Annotated in this window: 21 protein-coding genes; 2 read left to right on the forward strand and 19 right to left on the reverse strand. The window is 32.0% G+C overall.

Going from position 1 to position 18755, the window contains the following annotated elements; all coding sequences use genetic code 11:
• Positions 1-4: 4 nt before the first annotated feature.
• From M4L39_RS03205 to M4L39_RS03265, 13 genes are all read right to left on the reverse strand, one after another.
• Positions 5-514: a GNAT family N-acetyltransferase gene (locus tag M4L39_RS03205; protein ID WP_277580722.1), complete on the reverse strand. Its 510-nt coding sequence runs from the start codon at positions 512-514 to the stop codon at positions 5-7.
• A 21-nt stretch (positions 515-535) separates the two neighbouring features.
• Complete coding sequence (locus M4L39_RS03210) at positions 536-2014, reverse strand: S41 family peptidase (RefSeq protein ID WP_277580723.1); 1479 nt, start codon at positions 2012-2014, stop codon at positions 536-538.
• A 154-nt stretch (positions 2015-2168) separates the two neighbouring features.
• Positions 2169-2390: a YozE family protein gene (locus M4L39_RS03215; protein ID WP_277580724.1), complete on the reverse strand. Its 222-nt coding sequence runs from the start codon at positions 2388-2390 to the stop codon at positions 2169-2171.
• A complete protein-coding gene (locus M4L39_RS03220) occupies positions 2390-2890 on the reverse strand; it encodes a PTS sugar transporter subunit IIA (protein WP_277580725.1) in 501 nt (166 codons plus the stop codon). The genes M4L39_RS03215 and M4L39_RS03220 overlap by 1 nt, the downstream gene beginning before the upstream one ends.
• 14 nt (positions 2891-2904) lie before the next feature.
• A complete protein-coding gene (gene msrB / locus M4L39_RS03225) occupies positions 2905-3333 on the reverse strand; it encodes a peptide-methionine (R)-S-oxide reductase MsrB (protein WP_277580726.1) in 429 nt (142 codons plus the stop codon).
• On the reverse strand, positions 3326-3853 hold the full coding sequence (gene msrA, locus M4L39_RS03230; protein WP_277580727.1) for a peptide-methionine (S)-S-oxide reductase MsrA: 528 nt from the start codon (positions 3851-3853) through the stop codon (positions 3326-3328). Before msrA ends, msrB begins: the two co-directional genes overlap by 8 nt.
• A gap of 134 nt (positions 3854-3987) precedes the next feature.
• Entirely contained in the window at positions 3988-4827 is an 840-nt protein-coding gene (locus tag M4L39_RS03235; RefSeq protein WP_277580728.1) for a DegV family protein, read from the reverse strand.
• Between the two features lie 9 nt (positions 4828-4836).
• The gene (locus tag M4L39_RS03240) at positions 4837-5322 is read right to left on the reverse strand and encodes a dihydrofolate reductase (RefSeq protein ID WP_277580729.1); all 486 of its coding nucleotides are present in this window, start codon (positions 5320-5322) and stop codon (positions 4837-4839) included.
• 89 nt (positions 5323-5411) lie between these two features.
• Positions 5412-6368, reverse strand: coding sequence for a thymidylate synthase (locus M4L39_RS03245; protein ID WP_277580730.1), 957 nt, complete (start codon positions 6366-6368; stop codon positions 5412-5414).
• 284 nt (positions 6369-6652) lie between these two features.
• Entirely contained in the window at positions 6653-7087 is a 435-nt protein-coding gene (brxA, locus tag M4L39_RS03250) for a bacilliredoxin BrxA (RefSeq protein WP_277580731.1), read from the reverse strand.
• A 47-nt stretch (positions 7088-7134) separates the two neighbouring features.
• Entirely contained in the window at positions 7135-8250 is a 1116-nt protein-coding gene (locus tag M4L39_RS03255) for a conserved virulence factor C family protein (RefSeq protein WP_277580732.1), read from the reverse strand.
• Between the two features lie 21 nt (positions 8251-8271).
• Positions 8272-8529, reverse strand: coding sequence for a NifU N-terminal domain-containing protein (locus M4L39_RS03260; protein ID WP_277580733.1), 258 nt, complete (start codon positions 8527-8529; stop codon positions 8272-8274).
• Between the two features lie 12 nt (positions 8530-8541).
• Complete coding sequence (locus M4L39_RS03265) at positions 8542-8736, reverse strand: zinc-finger domain-containing protein (protein ID WP_277580734.1); 195 nt, start codon at positions 8734-8736, stop codon at positions 8542-8544.
• Positions 8737-8976: 240 nt separating this feature from the next.
• Between M4L39_RS03265 and M4L39_RS03270 the strand changes: the two genes are divergently transcribed.
• Entirely contained in the window at positions 8977-9681 is a 705-nt protein-coding gene (locus M4L39_RS03270; protein WP_277580735.1) for a queuosine precursor transporter, read from the forward strand.
• Positions 9682-9698: 17 nt separating this feature from the next.
• Here M4L39_RS03270 and M4L39_RS03275 read toward each other — a convergent pair whose 3' ends face one another.
• Complete coding sequence (locus tag M4L39_RS03275; RefSeq protein WP_277580736.1) at positions 9699-10280, reverse strand: RBBP9/YdeN family alpha/beta hydrolase; 582 nt, start codon at positions 10278-10280, stop codon at positions 9699-9701.
• 162 nt (positions 10281-10442) lie between these two features.
• Between M4L39_RS03275 and M4L39_RS03280 the strand changes: the two genes are divergently transcribed.
• Positions 10443-10850, forward strand: a complete 408-nt coding sequence (locus M4L39_RS03280; protein ID WP_277580737.1) for a ribonuclease HI family protein — start codon at positions 10443-10445, stop codon at positions 10848-10850.
• Between the two features lie 59 nt (positions 10851-10909).
• On the opposite strand, the gene M4L39_RS03285 is transcribed toward M4L39_RS03280, so the two are convergent.
• From M4L39_RS03285 to M4L39_RS03305, 5 genes are all read right to left on the reverse strand, one after another.
• Positions 10910-11791 (reverse strand): 5'-3' exonuclease, encoded by an 882-nt coding sequence (locus M4L39_RS03285; protein WP_277580738.1) that lies wholly within the window; start codon positions 11789-11791, stop codon positions 10910-10912.
• 20 nt (positions 11792-11811) lie between these two features.
• Positions 11812-15252, reverse strand: a complete 3441-nt coding sequence (locus M4L39_RS03290) for a dynamin family protein (RefSeq protein ID WP_277580739.1) — start codon at positions 15250-15252, stop codon at positions 11812-11814.
• Between the two features lie 337 nt (positions 15253-15589).
• Positions 15590-16225, reverse strand: coding sequence for an SDR family oxidoreductase (locus M4L39_RS03295; protein WP_277580740.1), 636 nt, complete (start codon positions 16223-16225; stop codon positions 15590-15592).
• A gap of 352 nt (positions 16226-16577) precedes the next feature.
• Positions 16578-17483 (reverse strand): EamA family transporter RarD, encoded by a 906-nt coding sequence (gene rarD, locus M4L39_RS03300; RefSeq protein ID WP_277580741.1) that lies wholly within the window; start codon positions 17481-17483, stop codon positions 16578-16580.
• Positions 17484-17521: 38 nt separating this feature from the next.
• Complete coding sequence (locus tag M4L39_RS03305; protein WP_277580742.1) at positions 17522-18655, reverse strand: THUMP domain-containing class I SAM-dependent RNA methyltransferase; 1134 nt, start codon at positions 18653-18655, stop codon at positions 17522-17524.
• Between the last annotated feature and the right edge of the window lie 100 nt (positions 18656-18755).

The following is an 18755-nucleotide window of genomic DNA, read 5'->3' on the forward strand; positions in this document are numbered from 1 at the left end:
ACCTCTATTCTTCTAATTTTTTATAATAGGCATAAAAGGGTTCTCCTTTATTAAATGGAGGATAATCAATTTCTGCCTCGCCTACTTTATTAAAGCCAAATTTATTAAATAGACCTTGTGCACGTTTGTTTAATGCAAATGTATCTGTCACCATAACGTGAATATTATGGTCAAGTGCAAGATTGACGGCAAAGTCAAACAACTGAGTAGCGGCGCCTTTATATGCTGATGATCCAGCAAGTCTGTGGATTACATATGCACCACTTCTGTCAATTGGCCATTCTAGTTCATCATACCACTCTGATTGTTGTTGGTCGACAACTATAAAAGCATAAATTATAGAATTTTCTTCTAGTACATAAAGTGTTTCTTTTTGTATATCTTCTTTGAAATGTTGTTCCAAAGGGTAATGTTCATCCCATTGATTATTATTATCCTGTTGCATAATTGCTTTAGCTTCTTGTACAATTTTTAGTACACTTGATAAATCGTTTTTGTTAGCAATTCTAATCATAGATATAGTACCTCTCTATAGTTAATTTAATTTTTTAAGAAGATTTTGTAAAACGGTATCCTCTTTATTTGCTTTGTTGACAAGCTCTTGGGTGAACTTTTCATTTGTTTTTTTGTCGAATATGCCATTTACTTCCAAATTATTTTCTTTTTGGAATGATTCAATAGCAGATTGCAAAGCATTATCAAATTCATTAGAGTTATTATTTACTTTATGACCCAATGCAGATAATCCTACCTTCATTGTTTTAACATTTTTATCATTATCACCCAACTCATATGTTTTATCATTAGGTATAACATTTAAAGTTTGGTATTCTGGTTCACTAATTTTTACATCCGGCTTAATGCCCTTGCCGTGAATGTAATGTGATTTTGGTGTTAGCCATTTCATGTTGGTGAATTTTAATAATGAACCGTCATCGAATTCATTTGTTGTTTGAACAATTCCTTTACCAAAAGTTTTAGAACCATAAACCTTGGCCTTGCCATAGTCTTTCATAGCGCCTGTAAACACCTCAGAAGCACTTGCAGAGCCTTTATTAACAAGAATTGATACTTCCATGTCCTTAGCTTCTTTTAACGAGTCATTAGAAGCTGTGATCTCTTCTTTGTGATCGCCTTTTTGAAGTTGTACGACGGTTTCACCTTTATCTATAAAAATATTAGCCATTTTAATAGCTTCATTTAATAAACCACCTGGGTTATTACGTAAGTCTAAAACAATATTACGCACGCCATCTTTATGTGCTTTGATAATAGCAGATTTTAATTCACCTGCAGTACTATCTTGGAATTTGTTGATAGTAAAAACACCTATGTCATTTTGTTTTTCATATTCAACACTTTTCACGTGTATTTTATCTCGTTTAATTGTAATGTCGTGCGCTTGATTAGCTCTTTCAATTGTCAGAGTAACATTCGTTCCCTTTTTACCACGCACTTTATTTACGATAGCTTCCAATGGTTGTCCTTTGATAGATTCTCCATCAACTTTAGTCACAACATCTTTAGGTTGTATGCCTGCTTTTTCAGCTGGTGAACTTTTCATCGGACTGGTGATTTCAATTTTATTGCCTTTCTTTTGCATTTCTGCGCCGATACCTACAAAGTCGCCAGAAACATCTTCATTAAAAGATTTTGTTTCTTTTTTAGTCATATAGTCAGAATATGGGTCATCTAATTCTTTAACCATTCCATCAATAGCAGCTTCAGATAATTTTTCGGAATTTGTTTCTTTATAATATTCATTGTTTAAAGTTTTATAAACTTCTTGAATCTTATTCATTTCTGTTCTTTGATCACTATTTAGTCCGCTTTTCCAATTAGTAACGCCGATTGTTGCAAATACAGCAATTAATGTTGTGATAATCACAGTAGCTATTATCAGTAAAATGAAATGCCCGCGTTTGAAATTTAAGAATTTAGATTTATTTTGGTGATTATTATCGTTATTACTGTCGTTATTATTTTCCTCATGTATGTCTTTATGATCTGACATTTAATCACTTCCTACTACATATGTAAAAATTCCTATTAAAGTTCAACTAAAATAAAAAAGCTAGGATTGAACCATATTCGATTAATCCCAGCTACTTATATGACACTATAATATTTTAATATATTTGAATCTATATACACAAATATTAAGTGATTTAAAATTTTAGCCATTCTGTATATTCTTCATATAAATCATCGAACACAGCCATTGAAATGGGATAATTGCCTTGTGTTTCTATATAATCAGATATAATATGAAAATCTTTCTCTTGTCTTGGAAAAGATAAATCATCAAAAATTTCTTCTGCTAATTCACCTTTTTCACTTTTACGACCTCTTGCTGTTAGCACAAATTGATAAAATGAATGATCTTTCATTAGTTCATTGTCACATCAACGATTTTTGTCTCGCCTTTAGTAATAGAATTTACATCTGCAACATTAAGAGATGATGTATTATCAGAATTTGTTATAATGATTGGTGATATCACAGATTTTGCATTTTCCTTAATATAATCTAAGTCAAAACGTAATAATGGATCTCCAACGCTTACTGTATCACCACTTTCAACTAAGACTTCAAATCCTTTACCATCCAATTGAACTGTGTCTAAACCAATATGAACAAGTAATTCTAAACCGTTGTCAGCTTTTAGGCCGATAGCATGTTTAGTTGGAAATACATTATCTACTTTTCCGTCGATAGGTGATACAACTTCACCATCTGTTGGGTTAACACCAAAACCTTCACCCATCATTTTTTGTGCGAAAACTGGATCTGGAATATCTTCGATTTTTACATATTCCCCTGTAATTGGCGCATAAATAGCACTATCCTTATTGACTTCTTTACCTTTACCGAATAATTTTTTAAACATATCTTGTTCGCTCCTTATTTTTCAAAATGTGATATTAAATCCTCATAGCCTAACTCTTCAAGTTTTTCGAAAGGAATAAATTGTACTGCTGCGGAATTAATACAATATCTTAAACCGCCACTCTCTTTCGGTCCATCATTAAATACATGACCTAGATGACTATTAGCATCTTCTGAACGTACTTCTGTACGTACCATGCCGAAAGTTTTATCTACAAGTTCAACAACTTCTTCATCATCTAGTGCTTTAGAGAAACTAGGCCAACCACAATCTGATTCAAATTTTTCTTCTGAGGTGAATAAAGGTTTTCCTGAAATTTTATCGACATAAATGCCTTTTTCATAATGGTTCCAGTACTCATTTTGGAATGGAGGTTCTGTTCCATTTTCTTGAGTGACTAGGTATTCCATTTCATTTAAATTATCTTTGCTTTTTTTAATCATTTTGTTCCCCCCAATGTTTTTCTATAAATGCTTTACGTCCTGATCCACGTTGATATTGTTCATAGTGCAATGGATTTTTTTTATAATAATCTTGGTGATGCGATTCAGCAGGATAAAAGTTTTTATATGGTTTAATGGGTGTTATTACAGGCTTATTAAAAATAGCCTGTTCATTTAATTGTTGTATTTTTGCTTCTGCAGCTTTCTTTTGTTCCTCAGTGTGATAAAAAATGACTGGTTCATAGTGTTCACCACGATCAAAAAATTGGCCACCATTATCAGTTGGGTCAAATGTTTTGAAATAAACATCTAAAATATTTTCGAAGGAAGTAATTTCTGAGTTATATGTGATTTGTACTGCCTCTACATGTCCAGTTTGATTCGTACTTACACTTTCGTAAGTAGGGTTATCAAAATGGCCACCGCTATAACCAGAAACAACATTTTCGATACCTGGATAAGAAGTAAAAGGTTTAACTAAACACCAAAAACAGCCACCAGCTAATGTCGCATAAGCCATAATATACCTCCTATATCTATTTTGTCATAAAGTTACCATTATTTTAAGAGATATGCTATCAAATTGTTTATAAATAATATAATGACTGTAAATTTTCTTAATAATAGTAACAATGCATATGGGGCATGATGATATTAAGATTTTAAAACAATTAATCCAATTGCGCCTTGACCTGCATGCGTTGAGATAACAGGTGTTGTTACATTTGTATCGAAATGATGGAAATTAAATTCTTCAGAAAATTGCTTTTTAACCTTATCTACAAAGTCGATGACATTGGCATGAGCAATACCAATAGATTTTATATTTTTATCACCTATAAAGTGACTTATTTCTTTCTTTAAAAATTGAACACTTGCATTTTGCGTACGTGAATTGTGTAACATTTCAAGTTTTCCATCAACAATTGTTCCGATTGGCTTAATTTTCATCATATTCCCAATTAAACCTTTTGTTTTACTAATACGTCCGCCCTTAATAAGTTGATTAAGTTGACCTATAACGACATAAAGTTTAATGTTTTTTTGCAATTCATTCAATTTTTCAATTATTTTTTCAGTTGCAATACCTTCATTATTCCAATCTACAATGTGCTGAATTTGATAACCTAAACCAAAAGAAATAGATTTAGAGTCTATTACCGTAACATTGCTCTCAGTAATTTGACTGGCTTGTAATGCAGTTTGATAAGTACCACTTAATCCCGAAGTGATATGAATACTAATGATTTCAGAACCATCAGCGCCTAATTCATCATACATTTCAATGAATTTACCAATAGCTGGCTGACTAGTTTTAACATCAGCATCATCCTGAATTTTTTGTATATATGCTTCAGAAGTGATATCGACTTGATCTATATATGATTTTCCATCAATTGTTAAGTTAAGTGGCACAACATGGATATCATTTTCAACTAAATAGTCATGTGATAAATCTGAAGTTGAATCGGTTACAATTTTCTTTTTAATCATAATGTCCTCCTATGAATTTTTCTTACGAACTAAATGTAAAAAAGTATGAGGAATTGTATTTTTTTCATCTAATTCCCCTTTAACTGATGATTCGACTTCCCAATCTTCGAATGTATAAGCTGGGAAAAAGGTATCCCCATTATATTTATCTTCAATTACTGTGATATACATATCGTCAACTTTATCAATCATTTCCTCGAATAGTGATTGGCCACCGAAAACGAAAACATGGCCGGGTAAATCAAATATATCTTCCATAGAATGAATAACATCAACACCTTCGTGTTGAAACGATTTATTTCTAGTTAATACGACGTTTTGCCTGTTAGGAAGTGGTTTACCTATAGAGTCAAATGTTGCGCGCCCCATGACTAGTGTATTGTTGGTACTTAATTTTTTTACGTGTTTAAGGTCATTCGGTAAATGCCAAGGTAATTTGTTATCTACGCCGATAACACGTTGTTGGTCATGCGCCACAAGTATTGAAAGTGTCATAATTTTCCTCCCTATTGTTAATATACCAAAATGTTAACTTGAATTTTTAATATTAATAATCTATTGATTAATTTTAATCCTTTTGTAGATTACACTGCTATCGGTGCTTTTATTGCTGGATGAGAATCATAATCTACAATTTCCAAATCCTCATAATTGATATCGAAAATAGAAGCATCACTGTTGATTTTTAATTGAGGTGGTTCAAAACTATCACGTGTCAGTTGTGTTTCTATAGCGTCGATATGATTAGAGTAAATGTGTGCATCACCAAATGTATGCACAAATTCACCAACCTCTAGTCCGCATTCCTTAGCAATTAAATGCGTTAACAAACTATAACTAGCAATATTAAAAGGCACACCTAGAAATATGTCTGCACTTCTTTGATAAAGCTGACAACTTAATTTACCCTCTTGTACATAAAATTGAAACATCGTATGACATGGTGGTAAAGCCATCGTATCTATTTCAGTTGGATTCCAAGCGGACACAATATGACGTCGAGAATTAGGATTATTTTTGATTTGTTCTATAACAGTCTTAAGTTGATCGAAATGGTTACCGTCTTTATCTTCCCAGTCACGCCATTGTTTACCATAGACATTTCCTAAGTCGCCAAATTTTTTGGCAAAGGCATCATTATTTAAAATCTGTTGTTTGAACTTTTTCATTTGTTCTTTATATATTATATTAAAAGATTCATCAGCTTGTGCTCTATGTCCAAAATCAGTCATATCTGGTCCTTTATAATCTGACGAGTTTACATAATTCTCAAACGCCCATTCATTCCAAATATTGTTATTATATTGGAGTAAATATTTAATGTTCGTATCACCTTTGATAAACCACAATAACTCCGTTGCAATTAATTTAAAGGATACTTTTTTGGTTGTTAATAAAGGGAATCCTTTCGAGAGATCAAATCTTAATTGATGTCCGAATTTTGAAATTGTGCCTGTATTTGTGCGATCATTTTTTTGTTTACCGATGTCTAAAATTTCTTCGCATAGATTGTGATATGATTGGTCAAAACTATTAAGCATAACAACCACACTCCTTTCTATTATTTATATTTATCTTATTGGAAAATACCGACAATTAAAAGAGTTTACTATTAATTGTGTGAAAAATAATTCACTTTGTATAAAGTATACATTATTTCTTTGAAAACGTTTAAAAAGTAGCATTATTTTTAAAATTAAAAAACCAACTTACCATATCTTAAATAATAAGTTAGATATGGTAAGTTGGTTTAGAGAAACATTTATCCAGATTCAATTACTATTATCATTTAATATAAAACAATAGATTATATTAAATTAAGAAATTAGCAATATTCATCGAAAGCATCTTTGATATCCATACAAATATCTTGGATATCTCTACCTTCAATATGTTCACGTGGAATAAAATGTTTTAATTCCTGACCTTTAAATAAAGCGTATGATGGACTTGATGGTACTTGCTGAATAAATGATCTCATTTCTTCAGTAGCTTCCTTGTCTTGTCCTGCAAAAACTGTGACTATATTACTAGGTGTTTTATCATTTTGTTCTACAACAGTTACAGCTGCAGGTCTTGCAAGCCCAGCTGCACAGCCACATGTAGAGTTAATAACTACAAAAGTCGTTTCTTCTTTTGCGACATTATTCATATAATCAGATACTGCTTCAGCAGATTCTAAACTTTCAAAATCATGTTCTGTTAATTCACTACGCATTTGTGTAGATAATTCATTCATATAAGCATCATATGCATTCATTGATAACACTCCTCAAATTTAACTTTAAATTCGTTTTTTATTAAAAATTACTTGTTTCTATTGGCAATTTGTTTCCAAACGGATCCTAAAGCTTCGTCACCATTTTCAATTCTAGAAATTGCCATCTCTATTTGAAGTTTTACTTCATATGCTGGGTCATCTGCATGCGCTCTTAATGATTCGAGTTGTTCAGGGCCACCTTCGTCAAAGATAAACATTGCAGCTCTCCATCTTACGATTTTTTGCGGATCATTTAACGCTTTTTCCATTTCTGGCAACGCTTGTTTAAACCCTAAATCGCTTAAACAATCTCCTGCTGTACGTCTTACTGCAGGACTTTTGTCATTTAGTCCTTTGAACAGATAAGGTAGTACCGCTTTATCTTCCACCATTCCAAGCAGCACAATTGCTTCACGTCTCAATGGTATTTTTTGCTCATCACTCACTGCTTCACCTAATAAAGGGAAATCCTGTACAGTTGGTGTTGGGAAGGATTTTAACATTCTTAACCGTTCTTTCCAGTCATTAGCAGCTTGATAAGCTTCAAGTGTAACATGTTGATATTGTTTTTCTGGAACAACAATATCTGTAGCTAATGCTTCTTGCACAAGTGTTTTTAATCGTACCTCAGGATAAATAGCAGTAATTTCTTCAAATACTTCAGAAATGATCTCGTCTAAATCGCCATAGCGCACACCTAAATCATCCCATTTACGTAGAAAGACGATATTATCATTATCTTTTTGTGCAGCTAACATACTATCTATATAAATTTCTGGTAATTGTTTGCGTTTTTCTTCAGAGCTTGTAGTAAGTTTAATTTGATAAGGGATTCCTTTAAATTTTAATACTTCAGCCTTAACCTCTCCATAGTGCTCATCTGGCAAAGGTTCACTTATTTCTTCTTGGTCTTTATTTAACGTTGCAGTTACGTTAGGTAAAACATCTTCCCAATCAAATTTCGGCTTTTTGTCCACTGCTAAAAAATCCATTACATAGAATATAGACTTAACGCCTTCGATTGCTAATACATCATTAATAAAATGAGGTTGTCCCTCTGCAACTGCAGTATACGTATTTGATTTATTATCTTCTCTTTTCTCACTCAAGACAATTTTCATTGTATTTGGGCTTGGTGTAGGTTCAACACGAACAATTTCCATCAAGGAACCTCCTTATTATATTTATATTCTTTCTAACGTGGATAATATATTTGGTAATACATCATCCCACTCAACATCGGCTTGTTTATCCACTGAAATGAAATCCATAGCTTGGAATATAGATTTAACGCCTTCTACTTCTAATACTGCATTTATAAACTCAGGTTGCCCTTCTTTTACTTTAGTATACGTATTAGGTTTTGTGTCCCCACCTTGTACGCTATAGACAAATTTCATAGTATTTGGGTTTGGTGTTGCTTCTACATTTAAAATTTCCATTATAAATCCTCCTTATTGTAATTCATTTCCTATTTGTTTGATTTGTTTTCCAATTGAACACTCATTTATACAAAAGTGATGTGCTTGTGTTTTTCCTTCAGTCTTTCTGATATGATTTTTAAGCAAGCATTCATTGCAGTAGGTGTTCATTAAATGATCTATCGCATCAATTGCTTCTTTTTCAGAATAAGTTAGAATAATCTTCACTCTCCTGTGTTTCTGTAAATAAAAGTATTTAATTAAATTAAGATTTGACGCTTGAAGGTATTATATCATTTGTAACTATGATTGTTTAATATTAAATTCACAATTGAGATTAATGTAGAAATAAGGTGTATTAATTTTTAAAGTATACTTGCAATTTTTAATTTATCTGATAAGATAATGCAGTTGTTAAATATGCGGTTTCTAAACACCCGCATCATCAAAATTTAGGAGGAATATAAATTGTTTAATGAAATTTTTGGTGTATTAACGTTTTTAATCACATTTTTATTATTAGTCGCAATGTATCGCTTTTTTGGAAAACAAGGATTAATTGCATGGATTGCAATTGGTACAATTATCGCTAATATACAAGTAATAAAAACAGTAGATATTTTCACTATTTCTGCAACGTTAGGTAATGTAATGTTTGCATCGATATATTTAGCTACTGACATTTTGAATGAGATATATGGTAGAAAAATTGCAAAGCGTGCGGTTTGGTTAGGTTTTAGTTCAACGTTAGTCATGATTATTGTCATGCAATTATCGTTACACTTCACCCCATCTCCCGTCGACACTACTCAGGGTGCATTAGATACAATATTTAATCTTGTACCTAGAATTGCATTAGGTTCTGTTATCGCATATATCATTGGACAGCATTTAGATGTATTGCTATTTTCATTGATTAAAAAGGTCTTTAGTTCCGATAGAACATTTATTATTAGGGCGTATGGAAGTACAATCATTAGTAATATTATAGATACAGCATTATTCGTAGCTATAGCGTTTTTAGGTACAATGCCAAATGAAGCAGTATTTGAAATCTTTATAACAACATACTTGTTGAAAATTATTTCTACAATATTTAACGTGCCATTCGGTTATTGGGCAAAATCTATGTATCGAAAAGGTAAAATACAAAAATTAGATGAAGGTTACTAAAAAAACTCTGAAATTGGTTAAATACCAATTTCAGAGTTTTTTTGATTTAAAATAGTAGTAATCTGTTCTCTTAAAAGTTCAAACGTTTCATACCCATCGCTAGCTAGAAAATGACCATGATGTGTAACGTGAATTGTTTGAGTCCCTAAAGCATTAGATAATCGATCTGTTGCTTTAATATCTACAACTGAATCATAATCACTACCAATTGTAACAATATGTTGCGCATTAATACGATCTAGTTGGACGTCAGTTTGATTAATATAATAATCTAATTCTGGTAAATTCTCTAAAGTTTCATTAAAGCCTGAAACTAAAAATAACCCTTTAATATATGGACATTGAGAAAGTTGAGATAAATAATTAAGTACGGATACTACTCCAAGACTATGGGCGACAATAAGCGTTTCAGAATTCAATTTATGTGTCATACTATTGTGTAATGCTGTATGCCAACGGTCTATATCCGGATGATTTGAATCTGGTAAATATATGACTTCAACTTCATAATCAGACGCTTTCATTTTATTAGCTAACCATTGAAACCAATGACTGTGAGTGTGTGCTTGATAACCATGTACAATAAACATGTTTTTCAAAGTATCAGACCTTTCTCGTGTAATTCCGACCAGTATAAAATCAATATATACACAGGATACGAGAAAAATATTGGATTTCCAACTGATATGATTAGTGCATATATAGTATAAATGAAATAGTTTTGATAAGATTAGAGTAACTTAAATAATGTGGGTGAATTTATGGCGAAAATATATTTTGATGCAGCTACTGCCGGTAATCCAGGTGAAAGCGCTTGTGCAGTTGTCATAGTAACAGACAATGAACGGTTTCAGTATGATGCTAGTTTGGGTATAATGGATAATCATAGTGCTGAATGGGCCTCATTGGTGTTCGCTTTGGAATGTGCTGTAAAACACGAAGTGACGACGGCGATAGTTTATACAGATTCAAAATTAATAGAAGATAGTTTGAATAAGGGACGCGTGAAAAATAATAAATTCAAATCTTATTACAGTGAAATGTTAAAATTAGAACAACAGTTTGATTTACTATTTATAAGATGGGTTCCTAGAAATCAAAATAAGGAAGCAAATCATCATGCTAAAAATGCGTTGTATAAAATCACTAAAAATAAAAAAGGAAAATAATATACAAAAAGTGGCTGCTAGCTTTCCAGATGGATTGCTAATAGCCACTTTTGGTATGTTTAACTGAAATGAGTAGACAAGTATTTTCCTGATACGTATAACTCATGTTCGTTACAGATATTTAATATCTTAGTGATATCAGCACCAAATTTCATATCTTGTAATAACGTTGTTGTATCTAATGGGACTTCAGTGTGTATTTTAGCTAAAGACTTGGAAACTTTTAAGTTTTGCATATCATTATTTATTTTATTTTGTTGGCCAGGTGTTAATTCATCTATTGCATCAACGACAGATTCCACAGAACCATAATTTTGAATCAATTTAATTGCAGTCTTTTCTCCTATGCCTTTTACGCCAGGATAACCATCTGCACTATCACCCATAAATGCTTTTACATCAATGAGTTGTAAAGGGTCCAGACCATATTCACTTTGGAATCTATCAAGCGTATAGCGATTATATATACTAAACCCCTTTTTAGTTAACCAAATTTCTACATTTGGATTGATACATTGTAGTATGTCTTTATCCCCAGTTACTACATAAATTTGGTTTTCGCCAGAATATTGATGTGCTAGCGTTCCGATAACGTCATCAGCTTCATAATTCTGAACGCCAATATTTACAAAACCAAATTGATTGGAGACCTCTTTCACATAATCAAATTGAGGGATAAGTTCTTCAGGGGGTGCAGGTCTATTTTGTTTATATCCATCAAACATGTCATTTCTAAATGTGGATTTACCCATATCCCAACATACAGCTACATGTGTTGGCTGTATGTCATTGATTGCACTAAAAACGTGACGCACGAATCCTTGTATACCATTTGTAGGTGTACCCGTGGAATTACGCATAAATTGCTTGTGAAGACTTGTAGCATAAAAATGGCGGAATAATAAAGCCATGCCATCTATAAGTAATATTTTATTAGACATTTTGTGTACCTCTTTCTTATTTACAATAATACTTTTAATTGTGCGTTCGTTTCTTGTAGTTGCTTAATCAATACATCATCGATTTCAAACGATAATAATTCTTTGATTTGACGATGAATTTCACTTTCAAATTGCTTGAATTTTGATTCAGCATTTTCATCCATAACCAAGACGATTTCATTTAAAGCTTTTCTAAGATCTGCAATACAAGGTGCAAGCAACTTGATTGTTTCTTGTGTGATTTGTTCTTGTAATTCACTTTGTGTTTTAGGTTGCAAGATATTCTTTTTAGAAAGTGACTTAGGTAATGCATCAATCATATGACTTAACTCAACTTTTAAATAAGGTTCATCTAATTCTATAGTGTTTTTATCAAATTCTGGTTCGATAAAGACATGCAATTGTTCAAGTTTTTGTTTCAAGGGTGCAATTTCATTATGCAATTGTTCGTGGAAATATTTTTTGACGCGTTCAACAAGTAATGATTGCTCCAAATACAAGCGTTGATGGATTTGGTCTAAATAAATTTTAGTAGATAGTCGTTTTTCTTCGTTGAAATTGCTGTTTTTAGTCATTTGCCCATTATAAATAGATTTGACTTCATCCTGTAATTGTAATTTCAAGCGTTCATTTAAGTGATAGATTTGATCTTCTACTTCATTTGACGCACGTTGTTCTGCAGATTGCAATATGTTATAACTCAACACAGTTGATTGTTCATAAGTTTTTAGTTTTTGCTTACGTTGTTCAATTTGAGCTTTATTGTTCGTTGTTTCTTCAATCATTTGCTCAAATGCTTCAGAAATATGTGTGAGTTGTTTTAACATTTGTTGCTGGAGTATATATTTAGATTCAACTTGTGTAAAATGTTGAATACTCTCTTGTAATTTATCGATTCCTTTATCGCTAGACTTAAGTGCTTCTCTACTAGAAACAGCAAAAATGTCTGAATCCATGTTGACTTGAGTTAAAGCATCACCAACATATTCTATCACAGCATTTAAATCTTCGTCAGTTTCTGCTAAGTCAGTCGCATTTATAATCATTTTGAAGGCTTGATTTTCGTTTAATTGATTCATTTCTTTCATATGTTCAATAAAGCGTTTGTCATTGTTTGTAAACGAATGATTAAAATAACTAACATATAAGATTAAATCTGAAGATGTCAGTATTTTCTCAGTTTCGTTCGTATGACGTTGATTATTGGAATGTAAGCCTAGAGAATCAACGATAATTTTATCTTTTAACCAATCGATTGGCAGTTTAAGATGTACTGTATTTACGAACGTTGCATACTCATCTTCTGCACTCCACTTTTTAATGTCGTCTTGTGGAATAGTATGCGTTTGCCCTTCTTCTAACATGTTTTTATACATGCTGTAATGTTTTTCAACAGCGTTTACAAAAGCTAATTGGTTCTTTTCCAAAGTTGCTTTGATTTTATCTGTATTTTTACTTAAAAATGTATCAATACTATCAAATGTTTTATTTTCAATTTCGAAGACTTGATTTAATTCATCTAAAAGTTGCTCAGATGATTTAAGTGTAATTTGACTTTCATGTCCATAAGTTAATTCAGTCATCGCTGCAGTGGTTGGATTAGGTGAACTAACTAAGTGCGAACCACCTAATAATGCATTAATCAAACTGCTCTTGCCTGCACTAAATGTACCAAAGACCCCTATTTTAACAACTTTATTCTCTAATCGGGTTAATGTATCATCAATGTCTTGTTTTGTTTGTTCGAATAATGGGATATCTTGAATCAATTCTAGTGCATTTTTGATGTTTTGGGTATTATCTTGGTTATCGTAATGTGTTTCAACGGTGTTTCTCTTACTCATCTTTACAGTATCAGTATTGTCTTGTGCCGTGTATTTGATTTCTGTTCGATCTATTAATTTATCTAAAGAGTCATCCATATGAATATAATAATGCATGTAGTTTTGTGTTTCGAGTGACTCTCTCAAATTACGCATTTCCATAAATTTCACATAATCATTATAATCGTCTTCTTGTTCTGTTCCGATATCATTTGCTTGTGAATGGTTAATTGCTTTTTTAAATAATGGATCAGATTCTTTTGCAATGAATTTTTTGAGCGAAGCCATCAAATCATCAGCAAATGTTAATACATATTGATTACTAATCGTTATCTGCATTTGGTACAAATCAGTTATGAGTTCTGGGTGTATTGTATAATGCTGATTTAGAATTTCTTCATTTACCTCTGAAGAATTTATAAAGCGTGTTAAAAATGACATGTCTTCTCTTAGTGGTTGTCGGACTTCTTGATTAACTTTGTCTTGCAGTTGTTCAACAACTGCTGTGAGTCTTTTTTGCTGTTCTTCAAAAGTCTTTTGTTTTTTATTAAATAAACCGCCCACTTTAAAGTCTTTTGTGCGGCTTTCTAGATAAATTTTAACTTTTTCTCTAGTATCATGCGTCATGATATATGCGTTATCTAAAATATCTTTGCGCTTTTGTTTTAAAAAGTCATATAATTCATCAGGGTTATTTAATAACTTGGCTTCTTCACTAACTTCTTGATTTTGTTGGAAATTAAGATAAGCTTGATCAAAATCCGCTTCAAAAATATCAAGTTGTTCTAAAATATCTTGAATTTCATATTGAACATATGATAATTGTTCATCGGTAATGAATTTAACAATTCGTTCCACATAATGCTCAATAGATTCTCTATGTGTATCTTTTTCAATTAGATAATTAGAAAGTGAGTTAATTTCATTATGTTCATGATCATATTTTGATACATAAAATATTTGATCTAATTCGATTTCCCATTCAGCGATTGATTTCTCTACTCGATCTTTAAATGTCTCGAATGTAATTTCTTCTTCGCTATGTTTATCTATCTGATTAATTACAAATACAACAGGCACATTTGCTGCATTTAACTGTTTCATAAATTGGAAATTTAAAGCTGACTGCACGTGGTTATAATCTACTGTATAAAAAAGCACATTACTCGTATACATAAATTCCTCTGTGCTTGATTGATGCGTTGCAACATTAGAGTCTACCCCGGGTGTATCTTGTAACGTGAATCCTTTTTTAAATTTGTCTGATGGAAATTTAATTTCTACGGATTCTACATCTATGTTTTCACGGTTCATTTGCTTAACTTCATTGTAATTATTTAATAATGTATATTGTTGATTACTCAAATTTGCAATAATTCCTGGTTCGTCTGATACAGAGACGATAGCAGTATTACTTGTTGTTGGTACAGGTGAACTTGGCAAAATGCTTTCTTCTAAGAGTGAATTGATTAATGTAGATTTACCTGCTGAGAAGTGACCTACAAAAGTTGCAGTGTATTGTTCTAAGTATACCTTTTTAATAACTTGATTGATAATGTGGACAAGACGTCCATTATTTGATTTTTCAACTTCTTTTTTTAGTTTATATAAAATATCGAGTTGCTCAGTATTAGACATTGTATGTATCCCCTTTGATTACTTATATGTAATTAATCTTATTGTATAACAAATTATTGTTTGTCTAAAGGTAGTAAGTGAAATTAAATTTCTTTTAATCGTATATTAACAATAATCAAACTTATTGTGATGTTACGTATGTACTATACGCTAATGACTTAGGATGATTATTGAAATACGTTGTTATAATATAAAATGCATGTAATAAAAAAGTCACTCCAAACAAATTTGGAATGACAACGGCATAAGAAAGTTTATAATGCTTTAATATATATCCGCTTCAGTATTTATAGTTTGTCTATTCTTTAACTCACAACTATTATACACCTACTTATTATTAACTCTCTTTAGGTATACTGTAATCTGTATTTGGCTTATTGATACCAATGTTTTCTTTTAAATAAAGATTTGGATCTTTAGCGATATTAACAACTACAGCTGCTACACTTTTTCTGGATACTTCTGTCCCCTTGAAGGATTCATCTTTTTTAGTGATTTCATAATCAATTTCGTTTGTATGTGTTAACCATGCTGGTCTAAAAATCGTATAATCTAGTCCTGAACTTTCAATAATGTCAGCTGCTTCTTTATATATAGGTAGTCTATCACCTATTTGTTGTTGAACCCATTCACCAAATTCTCCTGGGACTTCATTGTATATACCTAAAGAAGTTACGAAGATTAAACGTTTCACGTCATTTGCTTGCATTGCCTTTACAATAGTTGCTGCTTCTTTATCAAGGTCTCCTGATAGACTAGCTATGACGATATCTACATCGTCCATTGCACGATTAACATCATCAAAGTTAGTAGCGTCACCTTCTCGCACACGAATTCTATCTGATGCAAAATCAGGTAGTCTATTTGCATCTCTTAGAAATAATCTTAAGGTATAGGATGTGTTTTCTAAAAAAGAATTAATAGCTGCTTTAGAAACTGCACCATTTGCCCCTACAATTAATACTCTTGTCATCCAATCACTCCAATATCATTTTATCGTTTTAATAATCATGCTATATAATCAAAAACATTTTTTGGCTCTCTTGCTATTTTCAAAAATCTAAAGCAAAATTTTTACATATACCCTCTTAATCCTCACAGTACTATAGTTAACCTCTTTATCCTTATATTAAACTTAAAACATACTCGATTACAATCTGAGTGCTTAATCGATTACTATAATGTATTTATATTTAACTACTGTATTAGCAATGAACGATAGTACACATATCATCTAGTGTTTTAAATTAAAAAAATCCCCGGATGTGTTAAACAGTTATTAAGTACCTACTTAACACCGTTTTTAACATCTAGAGATTTAATGGTTAACGAATTGCCGGGTTTTTATCTTTCTTAATTTTAAAATATTGAGAAATACTATAGACGATAATGCCAATCCAAATAAATATAAATGTTACTAATTGGTCAATATTAAACGGTTCTTTAAATAAGAATATCCCTAATATAAACATCAATGTTGGAGCAATGTATTGTATGAAGCCAGTTAATGACAATGGAATTCTACGGGCGCCTGCTGAAAATAATATTAACGGGATCGCTGTAATCGCCCCTGAGAACAATAACCAAAATGACGAACTATTGACTCCTAGAGAAGAACTCCCTTGTTGCCATATATACCATAGATATATAAAGCCTGCTGGAGCAGTAGCAATACATTCTATAGTAATACTACTGATGGCATCGATCGGCACTAGTTTTTTTATTAATCCATATAAGCCAAACGAACTTGCTAATAATAATGATATACCTGGGAAGACGCCCATTTTCAACGTCATATAAAGCACACCTACAACTGCTAAGGCGATTGCAATCCACTCTAATTTATTAAAACGTTCTTTCAAGAAAATAAGCGCGAGTATTATACTTACAAGTGGATTAATATAATATCCCAAACTGGTTTGCAGTACATGGCCATTTGCTACCGCCCATATGAATGTGCCCCAGTTAATTGTAATTACATAACCAGCTGCAATAATAGCAACGAGTTGAATTGGATTTGTAAAGAGTTGATGAACATCTCGTTTAAAGGGTCCAGTGTTTTTAGTGAACACTACAACAAATAGCATAAATATCATAGAAAGCACAATTCTATATGCTAATATTTCAAATGCGCCTAATTCTCTAATTAAATTCCAATATATGGGTAGGACGCCCCATAATATATATGCACCAAAAGCGAATGCAATACCCTTTTTAAATTCAGTATTCAAAAGATGCACCTCTTTCTACTTATTCAATCCATTAAATATTATTTCTGAGGTTTTCTTTTACCCCAATACTGATAATACGTACATTCAATGTAGCCGTTAAATAACTTTCTACGTTTAGTTGCCTTCTGGTTAACTAAATGTTCAAACTCTGTACTACTCGTCAAGATATAAGTTGATAGATGAGGATGCTGTTGCATTAGTTCTCCTATATAGCGATACATAACTTCTACTTCATCACGGTCACCAATACGTTCGCCATATGGCGGGTTGCCTATAAGTGCGATTGGCTCGTCTGTATCTATTGTCAGTGTATTAACATCTTTAACGCTAAATTGAATAATATCTGCTAATCCAACTTCTTCAGCGTTTCTGCGTGCAATATCTATCATTTCTGGATCGATATCCGAAGCATAAATTTCAAGCTTTCTATCGTAATTAGCTTGTTGGTCTGCTTCGTCTCTCATTTCGTCATATAAATTGTCAGGCATCATGTCCCACTTTTCAGAAACAAAATCACGATTAAAACCAGGAGCAATGTTTTGCGCGATTAAACAAGCTTCTATCGCTATTGTGCCTGAACCGCAGAATGGATCTATTAAAGGCGTATCACCTGTCCAATTCGCTAAACGAATTAAACTTGCTGCAAGTGTTTCTTTAATTGGTGCTTCACCTTGAGCTAAACGGTAACCACGTTTATTCAATCCTGAACCTGAAGTGTCTATCGTAAGAAGTGCATTATCTTTTAATATTGATACTTCTACTGGATATTTTGCACCTGTTTCATTTAACCAACCACGTTCTTGGTAAGCACGTCTTAAACGTTCGACAATTGCTTTTTTTACAATTGCTTGGCAATCAGGAACACTAAATAATGTTGATTTTACACTGCGGCCTTGGACTGGGAAGTTACCATCTTGTTCAACAATTGCTTCCCATGGTAAAGCCTTTGTTTTTTCAAATAACTCATCAAATGTAGTGGCTTTAAATTGACCTACTACAATTTTAATTCTATCGGCTGTGCGTAACCATAAATTACACTTAACAATTGCAGATTCGTCACCTTCAAAAAATATTCTGCCATTTTCGACAGTTGTTTCATAACCTAATTCTTGAACTTCTTTTGCCACAACTGCTTCTAATCCCATAGGGCATACGGCTAATAATTGATACATTGGTTTGCTCCTTCTTAAATCAAGATTTACTTATATTTTATCAAAAAAATTTTTAAATAGATATGACATTGTACTAAGTTATAAACCTAACTAAGTTTAA

The organism is Staphylococcus equorum, assembly GCF_029531845.1.
Classification (GTDB): Bacteria; Bacillota; Bacilli; order Staphylococcales; family Staphylococcaceae; genus Staphylococcus; species Staphylococcus equorum_C.

Excerpts from the sequence above, each read along its gene's own strand:
- M4L39_RS03205 (WP_277580722.1), bottom strand. The coding sequence starts at position 514 with ATGATTAGAATTGCTAACAAAAACGATTTATCAAGTGTACTAAAAATT.
- M4L39_RS03210 (WP_277580723.1), bottom strand. The coding sequence starts at position 2,014 with ATGTCAGATCATAAAGACATACATGAGGAAAATAATAACGACAGTAAT.
- M4L39_RS03215 (WP_277580724.1), bottom strand. The coding sequence starts at position 2,390 with ATGAAAGATCATTCATTTTATCAATTTGTGCTAACAGCAAGAGGTCGT.
- M4L39_RS03220 (WP_277580725.1), bottom strand. The coding sequence starts at position 2,890 with ATGTTTAAAAAATTATTCGGTAAAGGTAAAGAAGTCAATAAGGATAGT.
- msrB (WP_277580726.1), bottom strand. The coding sequence starts at position 3,333 with ATGATTAAAAAAAGCAAAGATAATTTAAATGAAATGGAATACCTAGTC.
- msrA (WP_277580727.1), bottom strand. The coding sequence starts at position 3,853 with ATGGCTTATGCGACATTAGCTGGTGGCTGTTTTTGGTGTTTAGTTAAA.
- M4L39_RS03235 (WP_277580728.1), bottom strand. The coding sequence starts at position 4,827 with ATGATTAAAAAGAAAATTGTAACCGATTCAACTTCAGATTTATCACAT.
- M4L39_RS03240 (WP_277580729.1), bottom strand. The coding sequence starts at position 5,322 with ATGACACTTTCAATACTTGTGGCGCATGACCAACAACGTGTTATCGGC.
- M4L39_RS03245 (WP_277580730.1), bottom strand. The coding sequence starts at position 6,368 with ATGCTTAATAGTTTTGACCAATCATATCACAATCTATGCGAAGAAATT.
- brxA (WP_277580731.1), bottom strand. The coding sequence starts at position 7,087 with ATGAATGCATATGATGCTTATATGAATGAATTATCTACACAAATGCGT.
- M4L39_RS03255 (WP_277580732.1), bottom strand. The coding sequence starts at position 8,250 with ATGGAAATTGTTCGTGTTGAACCTACACCAAGCCCAAATACAATGAAA.
- M4L39_RS03260 (WP_277580733.1), bottom strand. The coding sequence starts at position 8,529 with ATGGAAATTTTAAATGTAGAAGCAACACCAAACCCAAATACTATGAAA.
- M4L39_RS03280 (WP_277580737.1), top strand. The coding sequence starts at position 10,443 with ATGGCGAAAATATATTTTGATGCAGCTACTGCCGGTAATCCAGGTGAA.
- M4L39_RS03285 (WP_277580738.1), bottom strand. The coding sequence starts at position 11,791 with ATGTCTAATAAAATATTACTTATAGATGGCATGGCTTTATTATTCCGC.
- M4L39_RS03290 (WP_277580739.1), bottom strand. The coding sequence starts at position 15,252 with ATGTCTAATACTGAGCAACTCGATATTTTATATAAACTAAAAAAAGAA.
- M4L39_RS03295 (WP_277580740.1), bottom strand. The coding sequence starts at position 16,225 with ATGACAAGAGTATTAATTGTAGGGGCAAATGGTGCAGTTTCTAAAGCA.
- M4L39_RS03305 (WP_277580742.1), bottom strand. The coding sequence starts at position 18,655 with ATGTATCAATTATTAGCCGTATGCCCTATGGGATTAGAAGCAGTTGTG.